The organism is Streptomyces sp. NPDC043878 (assembly GCF_056435735.1).
Genome location: NZ_JBWKDW010000001.1, coordinates 792,740 through 817,132, shown reverse-complemented (window position 1 = coordinate 817,132; position 24,393 = coordinate 792,740). Strand labels below are relative to the sequence as shown.

Below are 24,393 nucleotides of genomic sequence, written 5' to 3'. Positions count from 1 at the left end.
CCAGAGCACGCACCGGACGCCGCTCCTTCACGGGCAAACGTTGCCTGCCGGCACTAGGCGGGCGGTGTGCCGCCGCCCGCGAGCTTCCACTCCCGGTTCAGCGCACCGAGCGGGATGCTCCGCTGGAACACCGGCGTGCCGAACACGGACAGCTGCAGGCGCAGCGTGCCGCTCAGGTCCACGCCTCCGTACACGGCCCAGGCGGCGGCTCCCGTGCCGGACGTCGCGCCGGTGGCCGTCACCGTGCCCGAGGCGTCGGCCCGCACGTACGGCGCCAGGTCGGCGGTGACGCCCACGGCGCCGTACAGACCCACGGAGGCCTCCGCGCCGAGCGCCGCCTTCACCGTGCCGGCGGCGGTCAGCGAGGTCCGCACCGGCGTGCTCGTCATGTCCGCACTGCTGACCGGGGTCCAGCCCCTGGCGGGGGCGAACGTGCCGCCCGCGGCGAAGTCGCCCTTGAGGTCCTGCTCGACGTCGACAGTGACGGTGCCGTCGGCGCTGACCTGGAAGTAGCAGGTCAGGTCGAGGTTCACCACGACGGGCACCGGGCCGACCTGGAGCACCGGGTCGGCGTGCAGCTTGGCGAACGGGATGCGCAGCGGGGCCGTGGTGGAGGCCGCCGCGCGTCCCTTCAGGGCCCAGCGGGAGGTCCAGTCGCCGGACACGCCCAGGTAGGCCGTGTCGGGTGCGGCGCCGGTGGCCCGGCCGCCGTAGCGGAAGTCGACCTGCGGTGCGACCTGGACATAGCCGGACACGGACGCGCCGGCGGAGGCGGGGGAGCCCGGGGCGGTCGGCACGTCGGCCCGTACGTCGAGTCGCAGACTGCCCAGCGGCACCTCGGCCCCCTCGGGCCCGACGTGGACGTCGCCCGACTTCGTCCAGGACACGTCGACGTCGGGCAGCAGCCTGTCGACGTCGAACGCGGCGGGCTCGACGGGCACGGTGCCGCGCGCGGTCTCGTCTCCGAGCACGGCGTCCAGGGTGGCGGGCGCGGTCTGCACCTCCGTCCCGGCGTCGGTCTCACCGACCACCTTGGTCACCCTGGCGAGGAGTCCGCGGGGAGCGCCGGGTGCGGGGGTGCTGGCGATGACGTCACCGACGGCCGCCCGGCGCGGGGTCCGGGCGGGGCCGGGAGCCGGTGACGAACTCGCTTCGGACGCGGGGGAGATGACCGCATGCCGGGTCTTGCTGTCGTACGAGCTCACGGAGAGCGCCGCGGGGCGGGCCCGGCCGCCGGAACCGGAGCTACGGGGGCTCGCGGTGGCGGTCTCGGTTCCGGCGGGGGCGGCCGCGACGGCGAGCGGGCGTTCGGCCGCGGCGGAGGTCTCGGTGGCGCGGGCCCGGCCGGGCTCCGCGGTGGGGCGGTCGGCCTGCGCGGGGGGCGAGGCACAGCCCGCGGCGAGGAGGAGGGCGGTCACGGACAGGGCGGGCAGCAGGGCACGCGTGTGCCCCTCGCGTCTGCGCAAGGTCGGTCCCGGGAGGTGGGGGATGGCATGGAGCTACCCGCGGGTAGTACTGGCGGGTAACTGCGCATGAGCATGCCAGTAGCCACGCTCTGGAATTCCGGGTTCCGTGGACTTGCGGTTGTGACGTGGAGCACGGAGGGCGGCGGCGTGGGCCGGGGCGGCACGGAAGGGTGGGCGGGGCGCACGGGTGGGCCGTCACCGAGCGCGAGGAGGAGATCCTCAACCTCGTCGCCGAGTGCCACACCACCAAGGAGATCGGCGAACTCCTCTTCACCAGCGCTAAGTCCCTCGAACGCCACCGTGCCAACCCGCTGCACGAGCTGGGCATGCGAGACCGACTGGAACTCACCCGCCACGCGATCCGCGCGGGCCTGACCGATCCCTGAGCCCCGCCGCCCTCCGGGGTCCGGAGCCCTCGCCGTCACCGCCTACCCTTGTCACATGAGCAGCAGCGACCGGAGTCAGGCAGTGGACGTCAAGACGTACGAAGTGCGCACCTACGGGTGCCAGATGAACGTCCACGACTCCGAGCGATTGTCCGGTCTGCTGGAGGACGCCGGGTACGTCCGCGCACCCGAGGGCGCCGACGGCGACGCCGACGTGGTCGTCTTCAACACCTGCGCCGTACGGGAGAACGCCGACAACCGGCTCTACGGGAACCTCGGCCGGCTCGCGCCGATGAAGACCAAGCGCCCCGGGATGCAGATCGCGGTCGGTGGCTGCCTGGCGCAGAAGGACCGCGACACGATCGTGAAGCGGGCGCCCTGGGTGGATGTCGTCTTCGGTACGCACAACATCGGCAAGCTGCCGGTGCTCCTGGAGCGCGCCCGCGTCCAGGAGGAGGCGCAGGTCGAGATCGCCGAGTCGCTGGAGGCGTTCCCCTCGACCCTGCCGACGCGGCGCGAGAGCGCGTACGCGGCCTGGGTCTCCATCTCCGTCGGCTGCAACAACACCTGCACCTTCTGCATCGTCCCGGCGCTGCGCGGCAAGGAGAAGGACCGCCGTACCGGCGACATCCTGGCGGAGATCGAGGCGCTGGTCGGCGAGGGCGTCTCGGAGATCACGCTGCTCGGCCAGAACGTCAACGCGTACGGCTCCGACATCGGCGACCGCGAGGCGTTCAGCAAACTGCTGAGGGCCTGCGGGAAGATCGAGGGACTGGAGCGGGTCCGCTTCACCTCCCCGCACCCCCGCGACTTCACCGACGACGTGATCGCGGCCATGGCCGAGACCCCGAACGTGATGCCGCAGCTGCACATGCCGATGCAGTCGGGCTCCGACACCGTCCTGAAGGCGATGCGCCGCTCGTACCGCCAGGACCGCTACCTGGGGATCATCGAGAAGGTGCGCGCCGCCATCCCGCACGCGGCCATCACCACCGACATCATCGTGGGCTTCCCCGGCGAGACGGAGGAGGACTTCGAGCAGACCCTGCACGTCGTCCGCGAGGCCCGCTTCGCGCAGGCCTTCACCTTCCAGTACTCCAAGCGCCCCGGCACCCCGGCCGCCACCATGGACGGCCAGATCCCCAAGCAGACCGTCCAGGAGCGCTACGAGCGTCTGGTGGCCGTCCAGGAGGAGATCTCCTGGGACGAGAACAAGAAGCAGGTCGGCCGCACGCTGGAGCTCATGGTCGCCGAGGGCGAGGGCCGCAAGGACGGAGCCACCCACCGCCTCTCCGGCCGCGCCCCCGACAACCGCCTCGTCCACTTCACCAAGCCGGACGAGCAGGTCCGCCCCGGTGACGTCGTCACGGTCGAGATCACCTACGCCGCCCCGCACCACCTCCTCGCCGAGGGCCCGACGCTGGGCGTCCGCCGTACGCGCGCGGGCGACGCCTGGGAGAAGCGGAACGCGGTGGCGGCCGAGAAGCCGGCGGGCGTCATGCTCGGCCTGCCGAAGATCGGCGCGCCCGCGCCGCTGCCGGTGGCCGCGGGAAGCGGCTGCGGCTGCGACTGACCGGTCCCCCAGGGCAGGACCGCGTGTGCCAATGCGCCTGCCGTCCGTGGCTGGTGCCCCTGCTGTCGGGGCTGGTGGCGTGTGTCCGTGCCCCCGCTGTCCGTGGCTGGTCGCGTGTGCCAATGCCCCCGTCGTCCGTGGCTGGTCGCGTGTGCCAATGCCCCGTCGTCCGTGGCTGGTCGCGTGTGTCCGTGCCCCGCCGTCGGGGCCGGTGGCGTGTGTCCGTGCCCCCGCTGTCGGGGCCGCGGTGGCGTGTGGCCGTGCCCCCTGCGTCGGGGCCGCGGTGGCGTGTGCCAATGCCGCGTACGGCCCGGCGGTACTACCCTGCCGATCATGCTTGTCGCCGCCTCGGTCTGCCCCTGCCCGCCGCTTCTCGTGCCCGCCGTCGCCGCGGGCGCCGCGCCCGAGCTGGACGCGGCGCGTGCCGCCTGCTCGGACGCGCTGGGCGTGCTCGCCGCCGCCCGGCCCGGCCTGCTCGTGGTCGTCGGACCCGCCGAGCGGAGCGGGCGCGGAACCCACCCGGCGGGGACGCGGGGCTCGTTCCGCGGCTTCGGCGTGGATCTGGACGTGCGGCTGGGCGCGGACGAGGCCGGCTCCCGGCCCACCGGCCGGCCGGGAGCCGGCGGGGACGGCGGGGACGGCGACGGCACCGTGTCCGGCCGGATGCTCCCGGCCTCGCTCGCCGTCGCGGCCTGGCTGCTGGAGCGGGCCGGGTGGGCGGACGCTCCGGTCGAGGGGCTCGGGGTGGGGGAACCTCTCGAGGCGGAGCGGTGTCTGCGGACCGGGCGGGATCTCGCGGCGCGGGCCGATCGTGTCGCGCTGCTGGTGATGGGCGACTCCAGCGCCTGCCGGACGCTCAAGGCGCCGGGGTATCTCGACGAGCGGGCGGCCCCCTTCGACGCGGAGATCGCGCGTGCGCTCGGCGCGGCGGACGTCGCGGCCCTCCGCGCGCTGGACGCCGACCTGGCGCATCAGCTGAAGGCGTCGGGGCGGGCGCCGTGGCAGGTACTGGCGGGTGCGGCCGAGGGCGCGGACCTCGGCGGAACGCTCCTGTACGAGGACGCGCCGTACGGCGTGGGATACGTGGTCGCGGCCTGGTCGTAGCGCGTGTCGCCCGTCGCGAGATCGCGGGCCGAGGGCCGGGGGTCAGTGCCGGGGCGGCAGTCCGGATCGCGGCGCCCGGGGAACGGCGGACGGCCGGGAACCGTGAGGCTCCGCGGCCGTCCGTCGATGCGCCGTGTTCCAGCGCTCCGTCGCGTCCCGTCACGTTCCGTTCAGGACGCCGGAGGCGGTGAGGCCGGCGGCGGTGGCGTGGACGTCGGTGGTGACGCGGGCGGCGGCGCGGCGGGCGGAGGCGTGGTGCCTCCGCCCGGCTTCGAGGTGCCGTCCCTGTGCGCGAGCCGGTCCACGGCGCCCTTGGCCTTGCCGGTGCCCGTCTCGATCGTGCCGCTGTACTTGCCCCTGGTCTTCTCGTCGACGACCTTCGCGGCCTTGTCGAGACCGTGCGCGATCCTGTCCCCGTGCTGTTGGGCGAGGTCGGAGACCTTGTCCCTGGCCGGGCCGAGCCTGGCCCTGAAACCGTCCAGCAGACCCATGTTCCACCTTTCCACGCGGGAGCTACTTGGTGCGGGAGCTCTCACCGGCCTCACGGTCGGCCACTTCCCCGGCCGACTGCTGCTTGGGGATCTCGACGCCCTCCCCTCCGGCCTCGTCGCCCGCCGGCGCCGGCGTCGGCTCCGCTGCGGCCGGCTTCCCGGACTCGGAGGTGCCCTCCTCTGCCGCCGGTGCCGACTCGGCCGGAGCCTCGACGGCCTGCGCGTCCTCCATGCTCTTCGACCTGCGGATAAGTCGTGCGAAAACGCCCATGTCGACTCCATACGCTACTCGTGCGGGCGAAATCCCGCGTCGTCCGGTGCGCCCGTCTGCGCCGCCCGGATCGCCGCCCCTGTGAACCGGCGGCAAGAACCTCGGAACTGGCAACGACCCCGGACGCGCGCCGTCACGTAACCCGTTCGAGACCACCCGGTGAGGTTTGCGAGACTGGGGCGGTGAGCAGCGCACCCCCCGCCCCCCGCGTCATCGCCGTCGTCGGACCGACCGCGGCCGGAAAGTCCGATCTGGGCGTCTTTCTGGCCCAGCGGCTCGGCGGAGAGGTCGTCAACGCCGACTCCATGCAGCTGTACCGGGGGATGGACATCGGTACCGCCAAGCTGACGCCCGAGGAGCGCGGCGGCGTCCCGCACCACCTCCTGGACATCTGGGACGTGTCCGTCACGGCGTCCGTCGCCGAGTACCAGCGGCTCGCCCGGGAGCGCATCGACGCACTGCTCGGCGAGGGACGCTGGCCGATCCTCGTCGGCGGCTCCGGGCTGTACGTCCGCGGGGCCGTCGACAACCTGGAGTTCCCCGGCACCGACCCCGAGATCAGGAGCCGCCTGGAGGAGGAGCTCACCCTGCGCGGCTCCGGAGCCCTGCACGCCCGCCTCGCCGCCGCCGACCCGGAGGCGGGGCGGGCCATCCTGCCGAGCAACGGCCGCCGCATCGTCCGGGCCCTGGAGGTCATCGAGATCACCGGCAGGCCCTTCACCGCCAACCTCCCCGGCCACGACTCCGTCTACGACACCCTCCAGATCGGCGTCGACGTGACGCGGCCCGAACTCGACGAGCGCATCGCGCGCCGGGTCGACCGGATGTGGGACGCCGGACTCGTGGACGAGGTGAGCGCACTCGCGGCGCAGGGGTTGCGCGAGGGGCGTACGGCCTCGCGCGCGCTCGGCTACCAGCAGGTGCTCGCGGCGCTCGCGGGGGAGTGCACCCTGGAGGACGCGCGGGCCGAGACCGTGCGGGCCACCAAACGCTTCGCGCGCCGCCAGGATTCGTGGTTCAGGCGCGATCCGCGGGTGCATTGGTTGAGTGGGGCCGCGGCGGATCTCACAGAACTTCCTCAGCTCGCGCTGACGTTGGTCGAACGACCGGTCACAGCCTGATCACGTCATGGCATCGGGACGCTCAGGCCGTCATGCGGGCCTCCGGTGCCGTGCCATCATCGAGCTTCGATCGACCAGGTGGAGTCCAAGTTGGGAGGGCGCGTGGCGATGGAGGCCGGCCCTCGCGACACCGCGGAAGGCACCGGGCGTCTCACCACCGACAGTGGTGCGGCCGAGTACGACGACCGACTGAGCCCCGACGGGCCCGACCTGAGCCCCGACGGGCCCGACGACACCCAGGGCGGTGTGACCGCCGACGGTCCCGAGCCCGAGGAGATGTTCGCGGGCGGCCCCGAGGTCGAGGTCGAGCTGCGTCCGCAGCGCCGACTGCGCATCTGGCAGCTCGCGCCCATCGTGGCCCTCGCCGCGGTCGGCTCCCTGATGTTCGCCTTCCCGCTCGCCTTCGACTTCGGCGACAGCGGGGCCGTGATCGCCATGCTGGGGCTGCTGATCTGCTCGTGCGCGGCGGGCTGGGGCATGACGGCCGCCCGCCGCGTGGGCCACACCTGGCCCGGCCTGCCGCCGCGCGGCTCCGGCCGGCGCGCGGACTGGCGCATCGCGGGCGCGTACGCCCTGGTGGTCGCCGCGGTGGTCGTACTCGCCGTCTGGCGCGTGGCCCGCCTGCGCTGACGCGCACGCCCTCGCTGCGGTTCGCCTGCGTCGACGCGCTCGCCCCGCCCTGCGGTTCGCCTGCGCTGACACGTCCGCCCGCCCCGCCCGCCTGCGTCGACGCGCTCACCGCCCCGCCGCGCCGACCCGTCCGCCTTCCGCCCCGCCCGGCCCTGCCTGCGTCGACGCGCTCGCCGTCCGCGCCGCCTGCGCCGACACGTCCGCCCGCCCCGCCTGCGCCGACACGTCCGCCCGCCCCGCCCGGCCCCGCCCGCGCCGACGGCTTCGCCGCCCGCCCCGCCTGGACTGAACCGCACGCCCTCCGCCCCGCCGCGGTCACGCCGTACGATCGGGGAATGAGCACGCGGATCGCCTTCCTCAAGGGCCACGGCACGGAGAACGACTTCGTGATCGTGCCGGACCCGGACAACGCCATCGCCCTTCCCCCCGCCACCGTCGCCGCGCTGTGCGACCGGCGCGCGGGCATCGGCGGTGACGGACTGCTGCACGTGGTGCGGTCCGCGGCCCACCCCGAGGCCGCGCACCTGGCGGCCGAGGCGGAGTGGTTCATGGACTACCGCAACGGCGACGGTTCGGTCGCGGAGATGTGCGGCAACGGCGTGCGGGTGTTCGCCCGCTACCTCCAGCGCGCCGGTCACGCCGGTGAGGGCGACCTCGCGGTGGCCACGCGCGGGGGTGTGAAGAGGGTGCACATCGCGAAGGTCACGCCGGGCAGCGGCTCCGCCGACGGGGACATCACCGTGGGCATGGGCCGGGCGCGCCTCCCCGAGGGGGACGTCACGGTGAGCGTCGGCGGGCGCAGCTGGCCCGCGCGCAACGTGAACATGGGCAATCCCCACGCGGTCGCCTTCGTCGCCGACCTCTCCCACGCCGGCGACCTGTGCTCCCCGCCGCCGGTCGGCCCCGCGTCCGCCTACCCGGACGGGGTGAACGTCGAGTTCGTCGTCGACCGCGGCCCCCGGCACGTCGCCCTGCGCGTGCACGAGCGCGGCTCCGGCGAGACCCGCTCCTGCGGCACCGGCGCGTGCGCCGTGGCGGTGGCAACGGCTCGCAGGGACGGCGCCGACCCGGCGGTCACCGGCGTCCCGGCGACGTACACCGTCGACGTGCCCGGCGGCACCCTGGTGATCACCGAACGGCCCGACGGGGAGATCGAGATGACCGGTCCCGCGGTGATCGTCGCCGAGGGTGAGATCGACACGGAGTGGCTGGACGCCGCCACACGCTGAGGTGATCATCTGTCACACACCGTGAAACCGTAAACCTGGAGACGGTCGCTCGAATGGGTGATCCGTTTCACGCTCGGCGGGAGGCGGTCAGCCGCACGTGGTGGGCTCGGTAGCATCAAGCACCGGCCCGGACGGGGGACCGATGCCAGCCCTGGAGTCATGTCCGCCCTGGGGCACCCCGTCCGCCGGTCGACGCAGCCGGAGGTGCCCATGAGTGCGGAGGCCACAAATCCTGCGAGCACAGGCCCTGTCGCCCCGACAGTGCCCCGCAGGAAGGCCCGCCCCCGGATCGACCTGCGCCGTCTGGGCCGGGCCGCGCTGCTCGGCCCCGCCGCCCGCGACCGGCTGCCCGACGCCATCGGCCACGTCGCCGAGGCGCATCGCGCCCACTACCCGGAAGCGGACCTGGAGCCCCTGCGCCGGGCCTACGTGCTCGCCGAGTCCTCGCACCGCGGCCAGATGCGCAAGAGCGGTGAGCCGTACATCACACACCCGCTCGCGGTGACCCTCATCCTCGCCGAACTCGGCGCCGAGACAACGACTCTGACGGCCTCTCTGCTCCACGACACCGTCGAGGACACCGATGTGACGCTGGATCAGGTCGGCGAGGAGTTCGGCGCCGAGGTCCGCTACATCGTCGACGGGGTCACCAAGCTGGAGAAGGTCGACTACGGCGCCGCCGCCGAGCCCGAGACCTTCCGCAAGATGCTCGTCGCCACCGGCAACGACGTCCGCGTGATGTCGATCAAACTCGCCGACCGGCTGCACAACATGCGCACCCTCGGGGTGATGCGGCCCGAGAAGCAGGCCCGGATCGCCAAGGTCACCCGGGACGTCCTGATCCCGCTCGCCGAACGGCTCGGTGTGCAGGCGCTCAAGACCGAACTGGAGGACCTGGTCTTCGCGATCCTGCTGCCCGAGGAGTACGCCCACACACGGGAGTTGATCGTCGCCAACTCCGCGCGCCCCGACGATCCTCTCGCCGAGGTCGCCGACGAGGTGCGCGGTGTCCTGCGTGACGCCGACATCCAGGCCGAAGTCCTCATCCGGCCACGCCACTTCGTCTCCGTGCACCGGGTGGCCCGCAAGCGCGGACAGCTGCGCGGCTCCGACTTCGGACGGCTGCTGGTCCTGGTCAACGAGGACGCGGACTGTTACGGCGTACTCGGTGAACTGCACACCTGTCTGACGCCCGTCGTCTCGGAGTTCAAGGACTTCATCGCCGTCCCCAAGTACAACCTCTACCAGTCGCTGCACACCGCCGTGGCCCGTGCCGACGGCCAGGTCGTCGAAGTCCTCATCCGCACCCACCAGATGCACAAGGTCGCCGAGGCCGGGGTCATCGCCCTCGGCAACCCCTACGCCCCCTCCCCGGAGGACCAGTCCGCGACCGACGACGAGCGCGTCGACCCCACCCGCCCGGGCTGGCTGTCCCGGCTCCTGGACTGGCAGGAGGCCGCGCCCGACCCGGACACCTTCTGGTCCACCCTGCGCGAGGACCTCGCCCAGGACCGGGAGATCACCGTGTACCGGCCCGACGGCGGTCGGCTGGGCCTGCCGGAGGGCGCGACCTGCGTGGACGCCGCGTACGCGCAGTACGGCGAGGACGCCCACGCGTGCATCGGCGCCCGGGTCAACGGCCGCCTGGCGACCCTCAGCACCGTGCTGAAGGACGGGGACACCGTCCAGCTGCTCATGGGCCAGGACCCCGCCTCCGAGCCCTCCAGGGAGTGGCTCGAGCACGCGCACACCCCGGCCGCCCGGATCGCCATCCAGCGCTGGCTCACCACGCATCCGGCGGCCGCCGAGGCCCAGGCCGCGGCCCCGGCCTCCGCCGTGCCGGGCGAGGCGCCGCCCCGGCCCGTCGCCGGGCCCCTTGCCCCCTCCGGGTCGGCGAACGCCGTGGTCGACCAGCCCGGCGCGAGCGCGCGACTGGCCGGCTGCTGCACGCCCGTACCGCCCGACGAGATCACCGGGTTCTCCGTGCGCGGCGGAGCGGTGACCGTCCACCGCCTCGAATGCCCCGGAGCGGAGCGCATGAAGAGCGCGGGGCGTGCGGAGGTCGGCGTGCGCTGGGGTGACACCACCGCGTGCCGGGTGACCCTGTTCGCTGAATCGTTCGGCCGCCCCCATCTGCTCGCGGACCTCACCGAGGCGATGGCCCACGAGGGCGCCGAGATCGTCTCGGCGACCGTGGAGCCCCCGAGCCGGCAACGCGTACGCCACACGTACACCGTCCAGATCCCGGACGCGGCCGCCCTCCCCGCTCTCATGCGGGCGATGCGCGACGTGCCGGGCGTGTACGACGTGAGCCGGGCCCAGACCCAGCTGGAGACGACGGACGACTGAGCGGGCCCGGCACGGCCGAGGGGCGCGCGCCGTCTCGCGGAAACCGTCCCGCGCGCCGCCTTGGTGGCGGCCCCGCCGCCTGTCGTCGCCCCTGCACCCACCCGTTCGGGTGGGCCGGGTGCGCGGCGCCGCCGCAGCGTACGCGCGCGCTGGTAGCGGTGGTCCATGCTGCTCACCCCCCGCACCCGGGCCCCCCGCCCCCGACGGCCGAAGGCGGCCGCACTGCTCGTCTCCGCCGTCTCGGTCTGCCTCCTCGCCGCGAGCGCCCCCGCCGTCCCGCTCGGCGTCGGCGACCGCCTCTTCCCCCACCTGGGCAACCCCGGCTACGACGTCGCCTCCTACGACCTCGACTTCACCTACTCCGGCGCCAACGACAAACCCCTGCGGGCCGTCACCACCATCAACGCCTGGACGACCACCTCGCTGGACCGCGTCAACCTCGACTTCGCGCACGGGGACGTCCAGTCGGTCGAGGTCGACGGTGAGCCCGCCACGTTCGCCGGCGCGGACGAGGACCTCGTCGTCACCCCCCGGAAGCCGCTGCCCCGGGGCACCTGGACGCGGATCACGGTCCGGCACACCAGCGACCCCGTGACCGCCGACGACCGCGACGGCGGCTGGGTGCGGACCGCGGACGGCCTCGCCATGGCCAACCAGGCCGACGTCGCCCACCTCGTGTTCCCCTGCAACGACCACCCCTCCGACAAGGCGATGTTCACCGTCCACGTCACCGCTCCCGAGGGCTACACCGCGGTCGCCAACGGACTGCCGGCCGGCGTGGACCGGGCCGGCCGGACGACGACGTGGACGTACCGCACCCAGCACCCCATGGCCACCGAACTCGCCCAGGTCTCCATCGGCCGCTCCGCCGTCGTGCACCGCACCGGCCCGCACCATCTGCCCCTGCGGGACGTCGTGCCCGCCGAGGACCGCGCCGCGCTCGAACCCTGGCTGGCGAAGACCCCCGACCAGATCGCCTGGATGGAGAGCAAGGTCGGGCCCTACCCCTTCGAGACGTACGGCGTCCTCATGGCCGAGGCGGCCACGGGCTTCGAGCTGGAGACGCAGACCCTCTCCCTCTTCGAGAAGGACCTGTTCACCGAGCCCGCCTACCCCAGGTGGTACGTCGAGTCGATCATGGTGCACGAGCTGTCCCACCAGTGGTTCGGCGACAGCGTCAGCCCGCGCACCTGGTCCGACCTGTGGCTCAACGAGGGCCACGCCACCTGGTACGAGGCCCTCTACGCGCAGGAGAAGGCGAACCGGCCGATGGAGGCGCGGATGAAGGCGGCGTACAGCTTCTCCGACCGCTGGCGCGCGGCCGGCGGACCACCGGCCGCACCCAAGGCGCCCAAGCCCGGCCAGAAGATCGGCATCTTCCGGCCGAACGTCTACGACGGCGCCGCCCTCGCCCTGTACGCCCTGCGCCAGGAGATCGGCGGACCGGCCTTCGAGCACCTGGAACGCGCCTGGCTGAGCGGCCACCGCGACGGCGTCGCGACCACCGCCGACTTCGTACGGCTCGCCTCCCAGGTCTCCGGACGCGACCTCGGGGACTTCTTCCAGGCCTGGCTGTACGGCGAGAAGACCCCGCCGATGCCCGGTCACCCGGACTGGAAACCGGCCGCTCCGTGACGGCGGTGCCACGGCCGGGCCCGCCGCCCGCAGGGCATCGGGGACTCCGGCCGGCGGCGTCGGCAGCGGGATAAGGCGATGACGGGACCGGCCGCCCCGTGCGACCATCGTGGGGCCGGCGCGGCAGCGCACCGCACGGGACACGGGAATCTCCCGGGGTACCCGTACGTTGACGACAGTGGCGGACCAGGTCGAGACACCGGCCTCCGCCGCGTGCCCGTCACGGCACACCATCCCCAACGACGTAAGGACCCAATGACCTCCTCTTCATCCCCTTCCCAGGACAGTCAGCGTCTCGCGCACGCCTACCCCGACGGTCTCCGGGCCGATGCCCTGATGGAAGAGGACGTCGCCTGGAGCCACGAGATCGACGGAGAGCGGGACGGCGACCAGTTCGACCGCTCCGACCGTGCGGCGCTCCGCCGCGTCGCGGGCCTCTCCACCGAACTCGAGGACGTCACCGAGGTCGAGTACCGCCAGCTCCGCCTGGAGCGGGTCGTGCTCGTCGGCGTCTGGACCTCGGGGACCGTGCAGGACGCGGAGAACTCCCTCGCGGAGCTCGCGGCCCTCGCGGAGACCGCCGGCGCGGTCGTGCTCGACGGCGTGACCCAGCGCCGCGACAAGCCCGACGCCGCCACCTTCATCGGTTCCGGCAAGGCCAACGAGCTGCGGGACATCGTCATCGAGTCGGGCGCGGACACCGTCATCTGCGACGGTGAGCTCAGCCCGGGCCAGCTCATCCACCTCGAAGACGTCGTCAAGGTCAAGGTCATCGACCGTACGGCCCTGATCCTGGACATCTTCGCCCAGCACGCCAAGTCCCGCGAGGGCAAGGCGCAGGTCGCGCTCGCGCAGATGCAGTACATGCTGCCGAGGCTGCGCGGCTGGGGTCAGTCGCTGTCCCGTCAGATGGGCGGCGGCAAGGGCGGCGGCCTCGCCACCCGTGGTCCCGGTGAGACCAAGATCGAGACGGACCGGCGCCGGATCCGCGAGAAGATGGCGAAGATGCGCCGGGAGATCGCGGACATGAAGACCGGCCGCGAGATCAAGCGCCAGGAACGCCGGCGCCACAGGGTGCCGTCCGTCGCCATCGCGGGCTACACCAACGCCGGCAAGTCCTCCCTGCTCAACCGCCTCACCGGCGCGGGCGTCCTGGTCGAGAACGCCCTGTTCGCGACCCTCGACCCGACCGTGCGCCGGGCCGAGACCCCGAGCGGACGGCTGTACACACTGACCGACACGGTCGGCTTCGTACGACACCTGCCGCACCACCTGGTCGAGGCGTTCCGTTCCACCATGGAGGAGGTCGGCGACGCCGACCTGATCATCCACGTGGTGGACGGCTCGCACCCCTTCCCGGAGGAGCAGCTCGCCGCCGTACGCGAGGTGATCCGGGACGTCGGCGCCACCGCCGTGCCCGAGATCGTCGTGATCAACAAGGCGGACGCGGCCGACCCGCTGACGCTGCAACGGCTGCTGCGGATCGAGAAGCGGTCGATCGCGGTCTCGGCCCGCACCGGACTCGGCATCACCGAGCTGCTCGCACTGATCGACAACGAGCTGCCCCGGCCCTCGGTCGAGATCGAGGCACTCGTGCCGTACACCCACGGCAAGCTCGTCGCCCGTGCCCACACCGAGGGCGAGGTGATCTCCGAGGAGCACACCCCGGAGGGCACCCTGCTCAAGGCGCGGGTGCACGAGGAGCTGGCGGCGGATCTCGCGCCGTACGTCCCGGCACCGCTCGGCTGAGTCGCGCCCGGGAGAGCCGACCCGGCCGTCCCGCGAGAGTCCGAAGGCCCGCCCCCTGCCCGGCGCAGGAGGTGGGCCTTCGGTGTGCCTGCGCGGTCACCGGCCGCCGTACACCTCACTCGCTCACGACGTCACCCAGGTCTGACGTGACCCCAGGTGATGAGCGGTCACTGACCGGCGAACTTCCTGCTCACCGAGTCGTACACGCCCTTGGCCACATCGCCCAGCCGCGGTCCGGCCAGCCAGCCCGAAGTCACCGGACCGATCGAGGTGTTGGACACCAGCGCGGGTTCGCCGTCCGAGCCGGTCTCGACCCAGCCGCCGCCGGACGCGCCGCCGGTCATGCTGCATCCGATGCGGTACATCGTCGGGGCCGACGCGTTGACCGACAGCCGTCCCGGCCGGTCCGCGCACTGGTACAGCTTCTGCCCGTCATAGGGCGCCGCGGCCGGGTAGCCGGTGGCCGTGATGCTCGCCACCTTCGGCACCGACGGTGCGTCGAAGTTCACCGGCAGCGCCGAACCCACCGTCTCCTCCAGCGACTTGCCGTCGCTGCCCTCCTCCGGTGTCACGTGAATGACCGCGAAGTCGTACGGTGCCCCGTCGCCGCCCGTCGCACCGCCCTGCTCGATCCACTGCTGCGAGGTCCGCGCCCAGTCACCCCACCAGACGCCGTAGGGAGCGACCTTCTCCTTCGGGGCGTTCTGCAACTCCTCCGCCGTGTCACCCGCGTTGTTGTACGAGGGCACGAAGGCGATGTTGCGGTACCAGCCGCCCTTCCTGCCGGCGTGGACGCAGTGGCCCGCCGTCCACACCAGGTTGGACTTGCCGGGGTGGGCCGGATCCCGCACGACCGTCGCCGAGCAGACCATCGTGCCCTCGGGGGAGTCGAAGAACACCTTGCCCGCCTCGGCGGCGTTCGCGTGGTAGGTGGGCGGCACGGACTTCGCGTCCACCGACGCCGGCGTCGGGTCGGTCACGCCCTGGTCGTCGGCGAGGTCGCCCGGGTCGACCACCTTGTCCGGGTCGTCGGCGCCACGCATGCGGTCCGAGTCCCACAGGCCCTTGATGATCGGGTTGATGTAGTCCTGGGCCTCGCGGAGCCAGTCGTCCCTGTTCCAGTTCTTCCAGGCGCCGTTCTTCCACTTGTCGACATCGATCCCGTGCTCTCTGAGCTTCTGCTTGATGTCGTCCGGGATCTTGATCTTGCCGTCGCCGTCCGAGGTGGCGGAGGCGGAGGGGCGGCCGTCGGCCTGGGAGTCGCCCGAATCGCAGGCGGTGGCCGTGAGCGCGAGCGCCGAGGCGAGCGCGACGGTGGCCAGCACGAGGGAGGTTCCGCGGCGCGCACGTTCCCCGCGCGTTACCTGCCGGGCGGTGAACGACGGCCGTATGAATCGCATGGTCTGACTCCCCCTGAGGTGCCTGGACGTGCCTGGTTGTGCCTGCTGTGCGGTGCCGTGACGGGTGTGCTCGGGCGGGCCCGGCCGCGTCCTGGGTGTGAACGCGGTTGCGGGCGGGTGCCGTTGCGTCTCGGTGGACCCCCACCGTCCGGGCGGGTACCCGGACGGCACCACACACTATGCGGTCCCTGTGGGTGACCGCGGGCGGGACGGCAACGGTTCGGCTACAGGCCGCCTGACCTGGCCGTCCCGCCGCGAAATCGCTCCGGCACCGGTGATTGCCTCCCGTCCCGGCGGGAACCCGGTCGCACTATGCGCGAGCGACTGCTGCGAGCACTTCCCGGGACGCGCGGGAAGGTGCTGCTCACGGGATGGTTCAGCTTCCCGCACGGCGAGGCGACCGCCGGGGACGTGCTGGCCCTGGAGCGGGTCAGCGACGTGCTCGGCCAGGCCGGCATCACCCATGACGTCGCCTGGAGCCCCGGCCTCAGGCCCGAGGCCCTCCACCTCGGCGACGTGCGGCCCGATGACTACTCCCACCTTGTCTTCGTGTGCGGTCCGTTGCACGGGGAGCAGATCGAGAACCTGCACCGGCGGTTCGCGCACTGCGTGCGGATCGCTGTCGGTACGTCCGTCGTCGCGCCGGGCAGCGCCGCCGTGGCCGGTTTCCACCGCGTACTGGCCCGGGACGCCTCGGACACCGAGTCCGGCCGGGACCTGGCGACACGGGCACCCGCCCTTCCGACCCGGCCGGTCGTCGGCGTCGTCCTCACATACGGCCGGCCCGAGCACGGGCACGGGCAGCGGTGGCGGCACGAACAGGTCGCCGGGGAGGTCACCGCCTGGCTGGCCGGGAAGGACTGCGCCCGCCTGGAGCTCGACACCCGGCTCGACGCCCGCGACTGGCGCCTGTGCGCGACGCCGGCCCAACTCGAGTCCGTGCTCACGCGGCTGGACCTCGTGGTCACGGACCGGCTGGACGGGCTGGTCCTGGCACTGCGCGCGGGCGTGCCGGCGCTGGCCGTCGATCCGGCGGCGGGCGGAGCGGAGCTGACCGCGCAGGCGCGGGCCTGCGACTGGCCCGCACTGGTGCCCGCGGAACGAGTGGACGCCCGTGAGCTGGACCGCTGGTGGCACTGGTGCCTGACCACGGGCCCGGTCGCCGCCCGGCAGATCGCCGCCGAGTTCCGCGAGGGAGTCGTGCGGGACGGCGCCGACCGCCTGGTGGAGACGCTGTGGACACGTCTTGAGGACCGGGCGGGGTAGGGGGCGGGGCGCGGAGGCGGGACAGTTCGATGATGATACGTGGCAATCAGTCACATTTTGTGATGCCGTGGGACGACTGGTTCACCAGCCTCGCATCGCGGCGGGTGGCCCGATGCCCCTCCCCTCGCGCGCGTAACCCCGTCGGAGGTCCCCCTCGCGTGGTGGCCCGACGATCGCAATGATCTTGGAACTACCCGTAACCCGCCGGACGGTCCGGGGTTGGTAGCCATGGGGTCCTGCTGACGGTGTCCGGTCCCCTGTGCTCAGGTCCCCGGGGCGTCGGGTGAGCGAGTCAACGCTCGCGGGGTTGCGTATTCCGGGATGGACGAGGCCGCGAGGGCCCCCTCGTCCGTGGACAGCGGGAGGACGGGAACCGTGGCCGTGACCGAGTCTGCGTCCGGAGGGACCTGCGAGGCGGTGGGCATGACGCGCGGCCCCGTGGGCGCGCCCCCCGCACACCAGGGGAATCCGTGTCCTCCGCGCGAGGGAACCCCGAGGCGGCGGCAGACGACGCGCGAGCCGACGGCCCGCACCTACGCGGGCGCGTTGCCGATCGTGCCGGTCCGGGCGCGCGGTCTGACCATCGAGGGCGCCGACGGCCGCCGGTACCTGGACTGCGCCTCCGGCGCGGGCGCCCTGGCGCTCGGCCACAACCACCCCGTGGTCCTCGACGCGATCCGCGAGGTCCTCGACTCGGGCGCTCCCCTGCTCGTCCCCGACCTGACGACTCCCGTCCAGGACGCCTTCACCGAAGAGCTGCTCCGCACCCTGCCGCCGGGCCTGGCCGATCACGCCCGCGTGCGGTTCTGCGGACCGGCCGGCGAGGACGCGATGGAGGCGGCGTTCCGCCTCGTACGCACCGTGACCGGGCGCACCGGGATCCTCGATGCCCGCGACCTCCACGGCCCGCACGGCGCCGATGTCGCGTTCCGCAGGACCGGGACCGACCTCGACGACCCGCTGCCGCGCCTGCCGCTCCCCGCCGGAGCGGTCCTCGACCCCGTCCACGGCGGGGGCGCGGTGCTCCCCGCCTCCGACGACTGGACGCGGCGCGTGCGCGGACTCACGGCCGCCCGTTCCATCCCGCTGATCGCGGACGAGTCCCGGACCGGAGTCGGGCGGACAGGCGCCTTCTGGGCGGTGGACCACAGCGGAGTCACCCCCGACGTGATGGTCCTCTCCCACGCCATCGGCGGCAGCCTCCCCCTCGCCGTACTGGTCTACGGCGAGGATCTCGACGTACGGCAACCGGGCGGCCGTACCGACACGTTCCGCGGCAACCAGCTCGCCATGGCCGCGGGCACCGCCACCCTGGCCTACGTCCGCCGGCACCAACTCGCCCGGCGGGCGGCAACCCTGGGCTCCCGACTGCTCGCCCAACTGCGCTCCCTGCCGTCCCGGTTCCCGTGCGTCGGGGACGTCCGGGGGCGCGGCCTGATGATCGGCGTCGAGCTGGTGGACGCGGACGTCGCATGGGTGGATCCGGGCGTCGCACCGGTGGATGCGCGAGTCGCAGCGGTGGCGCCGGGAGTCACACGGGTGGATGCGGAAGCCCCACCGGTGGATGCGGGAGGCGCGCCGATGGATGCGGGAGGCGCGCCGAAGGGCCCCGAAGTCGCACGGGCGGGCCTTGAAGTCGCGGCCGGGGAGCGGGACGTCGCGCCGAAGGGCCCCGAAGTCGCACGGGCGGACCTTGAAGTCGCGGCCGGGGAGCGGGAAGTCGCACCGGCGGGCCTTGAAGTCGCGGCCGGGGAGCGGGAAGTCGCGCCCGTGGGCGCGGGAGGGACCCGGAGGCCGGACCAGCCGCACGGCCCGGGGCCTGCCGCGTCCGGGCTGGCGGCCGCCGTCCAGCGTGAGTGCCTGCGTCGCGGCCTGATCGTCGGCATCGGCGGTCCCCACGCGAATGTCGTCCTGCTGCTGCCGCCGCTGACGATCAGTGACGAGCAGGCCGCCGCCGTGCTCGACCGTCTCACCGACGCGGTGGAGACAGTGGCCCGCCGGCACACCCAGGACGGTCGGACGCCTCCACCGCGCCGACGGCCCAGGCGGCACGGCGACCCGGCCGAACGCGCGGGCTGACGCCGAGGCGTGCCGCGCGACCGCCCCGCCGACCCGCCCACGGTCGCGCCGCCCACGGTCGCGCCGCCCACGGTCGCGCCGCCCGGGCCGACGGCCGCCGGCGGCCCGGTGTCTCCGCACCACGTTGGTCGCCTGTTCACCGCCTGCCGAACCGCTCCCACCGCGCCTCTCCACAGCGTCAACACAAGCCACCATCAACCGACTTGAGTCAAATGCGAAATCGCATCCACCCCAACCCCTGCTCAGACCCCCGAGGATCTCGACATTGAACGCCACCCCCACCTCCGACGACCGCGCCCTCACACCGGTGCCACGGCCCCCCGGCGCAGCGGATCTCCGGCAGCAGGCGTCCGCGGGGGGTACGGCCGCGGACGCGGGTCCGCCGGAGGGATCGGGCGCTCATGAGCACCGGGAACCTCAGGAGTCCGTGAAACCCCTGCCGCACCAGGACCCGTACGAGCACCCCGACCCGTTGGAGCACCCCGACCCCGACACCGCGGCCGAGGCCGCCACCGTGGAGAACGTGCTGCGCTGCTGGGTGCGCGAGGCCAACCTCCGGGCTCCCGCCGACGGCCCTCTCCGCATCCCGCTGCCGGCCAGCGGCACCTCCCTGCTCGTCCCCGTCCGCTACTGGTCACCGACGGGATGGCACCGCTTCGGCCGCCCCCTCCTGGCCGGCGTCCCGGACCACTCCCCGCCCGCCGACGCCGTCACGATCGCCGCCCTCCTCGCCAGGGAGGCACGCGAAAGCCCTCATCCGGCGGACCCGCACCTGCCGACCCCGCGCCTGCCGACCCCGCGCCCCGAGGCCCCGCGCCCGGCGAACCCCCACCCGGCGGCACCCCGCCCATCCGACGCGACCGAGGCCATCGACAGCGCCGACCTGGTGGCGCGGGTCGCCGACTCCCGCCGCCGTACCGCCACGTTCGTCAGCGCCTGCCGAAAGCGTCCCGACGGTGACCCGGACCTCTTCCTCGCCGCCGAGCAGGCACTCGTTCTCGGACATCCCCTGCACCCGGCCCCGAAGAGCCGCGAGGGCCTCTCCGAGTCCGAGGCACCGCTCTACTCACCCGAGTTGTACGGCTCCTTCGTCCCGCACTGGCTGGCGGTCGCCCCCGCCCTGCTCGCCACCGACTCGGCCTGGACCGAACGCGGGCGCCCGCTCGCCGCACCCCTGCTGACAGCACGCCTCGCGGAGACCTCGCTGCCCCTGCCCGACGGTTACGCCGCCCTGCCCGTCCACCCCTGGCAGCTGCGCGAGGTCCGGCAGCGTCCCGGGGTGGCGGGCCTGTTCGACGACGGACTGCTCCGCGACCTCGGCCCTCAGGGGCCGGCCTGGTACCCCACCTCCTCGGTACGCACCGTCCACAGATCCGGCGCCGCGGCCATGCTCAAGCTGTCGTTGGGGCTGCGCATCACCAACTCCCGCCGTGAGAACCTCCGCAAGGAACTGCACCGCGGAGTCGAAGTGCACCGGCTCCTGCGCGCCGGTCTGTCCAGGCGGTGGCAGAGCGCGCATCCGGGGTTCGACATCGTGCGCGACCCGGCCTGGCTCGCCGTGGACGCACCCGACGGCACCCCCGTGCAGGGCCTCGACGTGGTGATCCGCCACAACCCGTTCAGCCCGTCCACGGACGTCTCCTGCGTCGCCGGACTCGTCTCACCCCGTCCACTTGCCCGGTCAGGTGGGGCCGGGGAGCTCGCGGAGGCGGGCCGCCCGGCTTCGCGGTCCCGCCTGGCCGCGCTCGTCCACCGTCTCGCCGCCCGCACCGGCCGCCCGCCCGGGGCCGTCGCCGCCGAGTGGTTCCTGCGGTACCTGGAGCAGGTCGTCCGCCCGGTGCTGTGGCTGGACGCGGAGGCCGGCATCGCCCTGGAAGCCCACCAGCAGAACACCCTGGTGCTCCTGGACCCCGCCGGCTGGCCCACGGGTGGCCGCTACCGCGACAACCAGGGCTACTACTTCCGCGCGTCCCGGCGCGCGGAACTGGACGCCCGGCTGCCCGGCGTCGGCGAGCACAGCGACACGTTCGTGCCCGACGACGTCACCGACGAGCGTTTCGCCTACTACCTCGGCATCAACAACGTCCTCGGACTCATCGGCGCGTTCGGCTCGCAGCGCCTGGCCGACGAACACCTGCTGCTGGCCGCCTTCCGGCGCTTCCTCACCGACGTCGCCACCGGCCCCGCCCGGCTGCACACCACGCTCCCCGCCCAGCTGCTCGACGCCCCCGTCCTGCGCTGCAAGGCGAACCTGATGACCCGCCTGCACGGCCTCGACGAACTCGTCGGCCCGGTCGACACCCAGTCCGTCTACGTCACCATCGCCAACCCCCTCCACCTCTGACCGCCCCCGCCGACCCACTCCCCCCTGGCCCCCGACCCGCTGCGGAACCCCGCCCTCCCCGCGCCCCGCGGAACACGAACCACCCGTACTCCTCCTCCTGAAAGGAGCGTCGCCGTGCCTCCCAACGACGCGAGCACCGGCACCGGGACCGCCCCCCTCACCCATGACGCCGACACCTTCACCGGCGAAAGCACCACCGCATCGGGTGGTGGCGCGGGCAGCGACAGCGAGGACACCCTCGACCTGCGCCTGCCGGACGAGCTGCTCGCCCTCATCGAGCAGGGCAGACTCGACCCCGACGGCCCCGCGAGCCGCCCCGGGAACGCGGCACCCGCACCCACCACCGCGTCCACGCCCGACGACCTGCTCGACCGCGTGGCCGACTGGGGACCGACCGGCACGCCCGCGGGCGTCTTCCAACTGGTCCCCGTACGCCTGGAACGGGACCTCGCACTCATCAGCCGGTGGATGAACGACCCGGCGGTGGCCGCCTTCTGGAACCTGGCGGGTCCCGAGTCCGCGGCGGAGCGCCACGTGCGGGAACAGGTCGACGGGGACGGCCGCAGCGTTCCGTGCATCGGCATGCTGGCCGGCACCCCGATGAGCTACTGGGAGATCTACCGCGCCGACCTCGACCCCCTCGCCCGCCACTACCCCGCCCGGCCCCACGACACCGGCGTCCACCTCCTCATCGGCGGGGTCGCGGACCGCGGGCGCGGACTCGGCAGCACCCTCCTGAGAGCCGTCGCCGATCTCGTCCTCGACCGACGGCCCGCCTGCGCCCGCGTCGTCGCGGAACCCGACCTTCGCAACGTCCCCTCCGTCGCCTCGTTCCTCAGCGCCGGATTCCGCTTCTCCGCCGAGATCGACCTGCCCGACAAACGCGCCGCCCTCGTGATCCGGGACCGGCTGCTGCGCCGGACTCTCCCCTCCTACGACTCCTCCGCAGTGATCCGCAGTGATCCCCGACCCAAGGGCACCCGGTCGTGATCCACCCCAGGCACCTCCCCGTGATCACCCGATTGTCAGTGGCTGGCCGTAGGGTGGTCGGGCTATGACGAAGCCCTCACTCCCTGAACTCCTGCACGCTGCCGTCACCGCCGTCGGCGGTACGGAGCGCCCCGGCCAGGTGACCATGGCCGAAGCCGTCGCCGAGGCGATCGACGACGGTGCCCACCTGCTGGTGCAGGCCGGCACCGGTACCGGAAAGTCGCTCGGCTACCTGGTGCCGGCACTCGCGCACGGGGAGCGGGTGGTCGTGGCGACCGCCACCCTGGCGCTGCAACGCCAGCTCGTGGAGCGGGACCTGCCCCGCACGGTCGACGCACTGCACCCGCTGCTGCGCCGCCGCCCGGAGTTCGCGATGCTCAAGGGCAGGTCGAACTACCTGTGCCTGCACCGCCTGCACGAGGGCGTTCCGCAGGAAGAGGAGGAAGGGCTCTTCGACCAGTTCGAGGCGGCCGCCCCGACCAGCAAACTGGGCCAGGACCTGCTGCGGCTGCGCGACTGGTCGGACGGCACGGAGAACGGCGACCGCGACGACCTCACCCCGGGCGTCTCCGACCGTGCGTGGGCCCAGGTGTCGGTCTCGTCCAGGGAGTGCCTGGGCGCCTCCAAGTGCGCGTACGGCGCCGAATGCTTCGCGGAGATGGCCCGTGAGCGGGCCAAGCTCGCCGAGGTCGTCGTCACCAACCACGCGCTGCTCGCGATCGACGCCATCGAGGGCGCGCCGGTGCTCCCGCAGCACGAGGTGCTGATCGTCGACGAGGCGCACGAACTGGTGTCGCGGGTCACCGGGGTGGCCACAGGCGAGCTCACTCCCGGCCAGGTCAACCGCGCCGTGCGGCGCGCCGCGAGACTTGTGAACGAGAAGGCCGCGGACCAGTTGCAGACCGCCGCCGAGGGCTTCGAGCGGCTGATGGAACTGGCGCTCCCCGGCCGTCTGGAGGAGGTCCCGGAGGACCTCGGATACGCCCTCATGGCGCTGCGCGACGCCGCGCGCACGGTCATCTCCGCGATCGGCGCGACCCGTGACAAGTCCGTCCAGGACGAGGACGCGGTCCGCAAGCAGGCGCTCGCCTCCGTCGAGAGCGTGCACGACGTGGCGGAGCGCATCACGAACGGCTCGGAGTGGGACGTCGTGTGGTACGAGCGGCACGACCGCTTCGGTGCCTCCCTGCGCGTGGCCCCCATGTCGGTGTCGGGCCTGCTGCGGGAGAAGCTGTTCGCGGACCGCTCCGTGATCCTCACCTCCGCGACCCTCAAGCTGGGCGGCGACTTCAACGGCGTGGGCGCCTCCCTGGGCCTCGCCCCCGAGGGCACCGAGGGAGACGACCTGCCGCAGTGGAAGGGGGTGGACGTCGGATCACCGTTCGACTACCCCAGGCAGGGCATCCTGTACGTCGCCAAGCACCTGGCGCGGCCCGCGCGCGACGGTGACCGCGGGGACATGCTCGACGAGCTGACGGAGTTGATCCAGGCGGCCGGCGGCCGCACGCTGGGGCTGTTCTCCTCGATGCGGGCCGCCCAGCTCGCCGCGGAGGAACTGCGCACCCGCATTCCGCAGTACCCGATCCTCCTCCAGGGCGAGGAGACCCTCGGCGAGCTGATCAAGAACTTCGCGGCCGATCCGAAGACCTGTCTGTTCGGCACCCTGTCGCTGTGGCAGGGCGTCGACGTCCCCGGTCCCAGCTGCCAGCTCGTGGTCATGGACAAGATCCCGTTCCCGCGCCCGGACGACCCGCTGATGAGCGCCCGCCAGAAGGCCGTGGAGGACGCCGGAGGCAACGGCTTCATGGCGGTCGCCGCGACCCACGCCGCTCTGCTCATGGCGCAGGGCGCCGGCCGTCTCGTCCGGGCGACGGGGGACCGGGGTGTGGTCGCGGTGCTGGACCAGCGCCTGGCCACGGCCCGGTACGGGAGCTATCTGAAGGCGTCCCTGCCGGACTTCTGGTACACCACGGACCGCAACCAGGTCCGCAAGTCACTGGCCGCGATCGACGCCGTAGCGAAGAAGGCGGACGAAGCCGTAGCGAGTGAGGCGGACGAAGCGGTGACGGACAAGGCCGACGAAGCCGGGGCGGACAAGGCGGAGGGAACCGACGCGGAGTGACGGCGGAAGCCGGGCGATCGGAGGCTGCCCAGCCCGGGCTCCGCTCCACCCCGGTTGGTGAGCGGTCAGCGGTGGCTCCCACACCCCCGGGTAACCCCGGGCCATCGACCTGCGGGCAGCGCAGGGCCCCGGAACCGGCGCAGGGGTCCCGGGGCCCGGTCAGAGGGCGGGGGCCGACCGGCCCACCC

General features: G+C 73.3%; 17 protein-coding genes and 1 pseudogene. 14 read left to right on the top strand and 4 right to left on the bottom strand.

All coding sequences use genetic code 11. The annotated features are described in order from the left end of the window. Positions 1-53: 53 nt before the first annotated feature. Positions 54-1,466 (bottom strand): hypothetical protein, encoded by a 1,413-nt coding sequence (locus AC07AZ_RS03460; RefSeq protein WP_478843321.1) that lies wholly within the window; start codon positions 1,464-1,466, stop codon positions 54-56. Between the two features lie 194 nt (positions 1,467-1,660). On the opposite strand from AC07AZ_RS03460, the pseudogene AC07AZ_RS03455 reads away from it, so the two are divergent. The 3 genes and pseudogenes from AC07AZ_RS03455 to AC07AZ_RS03445 all read left to right on the top strand — a co-directional run. Then, positions 1,661-1,852: pseudogene (locus AC07AZ_RS03455) on the top strand (response regulator transcription factor); the annotation flags it as partial. 55 nt (positions 1,853-1,907) lie between these two features. Continuing rightward, entirely contained in the window at positions 1,908-3,425 is a 1,518-nt protein-coding gene (gene miaB, locus AC07AZ_RS03450; RefSeq protein ID WP_478843319.1) for a tRNA (N6-isopentenyl adenosine(37)-C2)-methylthiotransferase MiaB, read from the top strand. A 333-nt stretch (positions 3,426-3,758) separates the two neighbouring features. Further along, positions 3,759-4,529: a class III extradiol dioxygenase subunit B-like domain-containing protein gene (locus AC07AZ_RS03445; RefSeq protein WP_478843317.1), complete on the top strand. Its 771-nt coding sequence runs from the start codon at positions 3,759-3,761 to the stop codon at positions 4,527-4,529. 170 nt (positions 4,530-4,699) lie between these two features. Here the strand turns inward: AC07AZ_RS03445 and AC07AZ_RS03440 are convergent, their stop codons facing one another. After that, positions 4,700-5,020 carry an antitoxin gene (locus AC07AZ_RS03440; RefSeq protein ID WP_478843315.1) on the bottom strand — a complete coding sequence of 107 codons (321 nt, stop codon included), beginning with the start codon at positions 5,018-5,020 and terminating at the stop codon, positions 4,700-4,702. A 22-nt stretch (positions 5,021-5,042) separates the two neighbouring features. Further along, complete coding sequence (locus tag AC07AZ_RS03435) at positions 5,043-5,252, bottom strand: gliding motility protein (protein ID WP_478843313.1); 210 nt, start codon at positions 5,250-5,252, stop codon at positions 5,043-5,045. A gap of 221 nt (positions 5,253-5,473) precedes the next feature. Here AC07AZ_RS03435 and miaA point away from each other — a divergent pair, with 221 nt between their 5' ends. From miaA to hflX, 6 genes are all read left to right on the top strand, one after another. Beyond that, positions 5,474-6,412, top strand: a complete 939-nt coding sequence (miaA, locus tag AC07AZ_RS03430) for a tRNA (adenosine(37)-N6)-dimethylallyltransferase MiaA (protein ID WP_478843311.1) — start codon at positions 5,474-5,476, stop codon at positions 6,410-6,412. 108 nt (positions 6,413-6,520) lie between these two features. Further along, entirely contained in the window at positions 6,521-7,042 is a 522-nt protein-coding gene (locus AC07AZ_RS03425; protein ID WP_478843431.1) for a hypothetical protein, read from the top strand. 335 nt (positions 7,043-7,377) lie between these two features. After that, complete coding sequence (gene dapF, locus AC07AZ_RS03420; RefSeq protein ID WP_478843309.1) at positions 7,378-8,271, top strand: diaminopimelate epimerase; 894 nt, start codon at positions 7,378-7,380, stop codon at positions 8,269-8,271. A 210-nt stretch (positions 8,272-8,481) separates the two neighbouring features. Beyond that, the gene (locus AC07AZ_RS03415) at positions 8,482-10,620 is read left to right on the top strand and encodes a RelA/SpoT family protein (RefSeq protein ID WP_478843307.1); all 2,139 of its coding nucleotides are present in this window, start codon (positions 8,482-8,484) and stop codon (positions 10,618-10,620) included. Positions 10,621-10,785: 165 nt separating this feature from the next. Beyond that, a complete protein-coding gene (locus tag AC07AZ_RS03410; protein WP_478843305.1) occupies positions 10,786-12,255 on the top strand; it encodes a M1 family metallopeptidase in 1,470 nt (489 codons plus the stop codon). Positions 12,256-12,510: 255 nt separating this feature from the next. Then, positions 12,511-14,004: a GTPase HflX gene (gene hflX / locus AC07AZ_RS03405; RefSeq protein ID WP_478843303.1), complete on the top strand. Its 1,494-nt coding sequence runs from the start codon at positions 12,511-12,513 to the stop codon at positions 14,002-14,004. A 167-nt stretch (positions 14,005-14,171) separates the two neighbouring features. On the opposite strand, the gene AC07AZ_RS03400 is transcribed toward hflX, so the two are convergent. Further along, positions 14,172-15,404, bottom strand: a complete 1,233-nt coding sequence (locus tag AC07AZ_RS03400; protein WP_478843301.1) for a trypsin-like serine peptidase — start codon at positions 15,402-15,404, stop codon at positions 14,172-14,174. Positions 15,405-15,716: 312 nt separating this feature from the next. Between AC07AZ_RS03400 and AC07AZ_RS03395 the strand changes: the two genes are divergently transcribed. The 5 genes from AC07AZ_RS03395 to AC07AZ_RS03375 all read left to right on the top strand — a co-directional run bounded on the left by AC07AZ_RS03395 (position 15,717) and on the right by AC07AZ_RS03375 (position 24,205). Beyond that, the gene (locus AC07AZ_RS03395) at positions 15,717-16,670 is read left to right on the top strand and encodes a polysaccharide pyruvyl transferase family protein (RefSeq protein ID WP_478843299.1); all 954 of its coding nucleotides are present in this window, start codon (positions 15,717-15,719) and stop codon (positions 16,668-16,670) included. A 555-nt stretch (positions 16,671-17,225) separates the two neighbouring features. Further along, positions 17,226-18,749 (top strand): aminotransferase class III-fold pyridoxal phosphate-dependent enzyme, encoded by a 1,524-nt coding sequence (locus AC07AZ_RS03390; protein WP_478843429.1) that lies wholly within the window; start codon positions 17,226-17,228, stop codon positions 18,747-18,749. Between the two features lie 265 nt (positions 18,750-19,014). Then, positions 19,015-21,093: an IucA/IucC family protein gene (locus AC07AZ_RS03385; protein ID WP_478843297.1), complete on the top strand. Its 2,079-nt coding sequence runs from the start codon at positions 19,015-19,017 to the stop codon at positions 21,091-21,093. A gap of 114 nt (positions 21,094-21,207) precedes the next feature. After that, positions 21,208-22,083: a GNAT family N-acetyltransferase gene (locus AC07AZ_RS03380; RefSeq protein ID WP_478843295.1), complete on the top strand. Its 876-nt coding sequence runs from the start codon at positions 21,208-21,210 to the stop codon at positions 22,081-22,083. 64 nt (positions 22,084-22,147) lie between these two features. Beyond that, entirely contained in the window at positions 22,148-24,205 is a 2,058-nt protein-coding gene (locus AC07AZ_RS03375) for an ATP-dependent DNA helicase (RefSeq protein ID WP_478843293.1), read from the top strand. Positions 24,206-24,393: the final 188 nt, after the last annotated feature.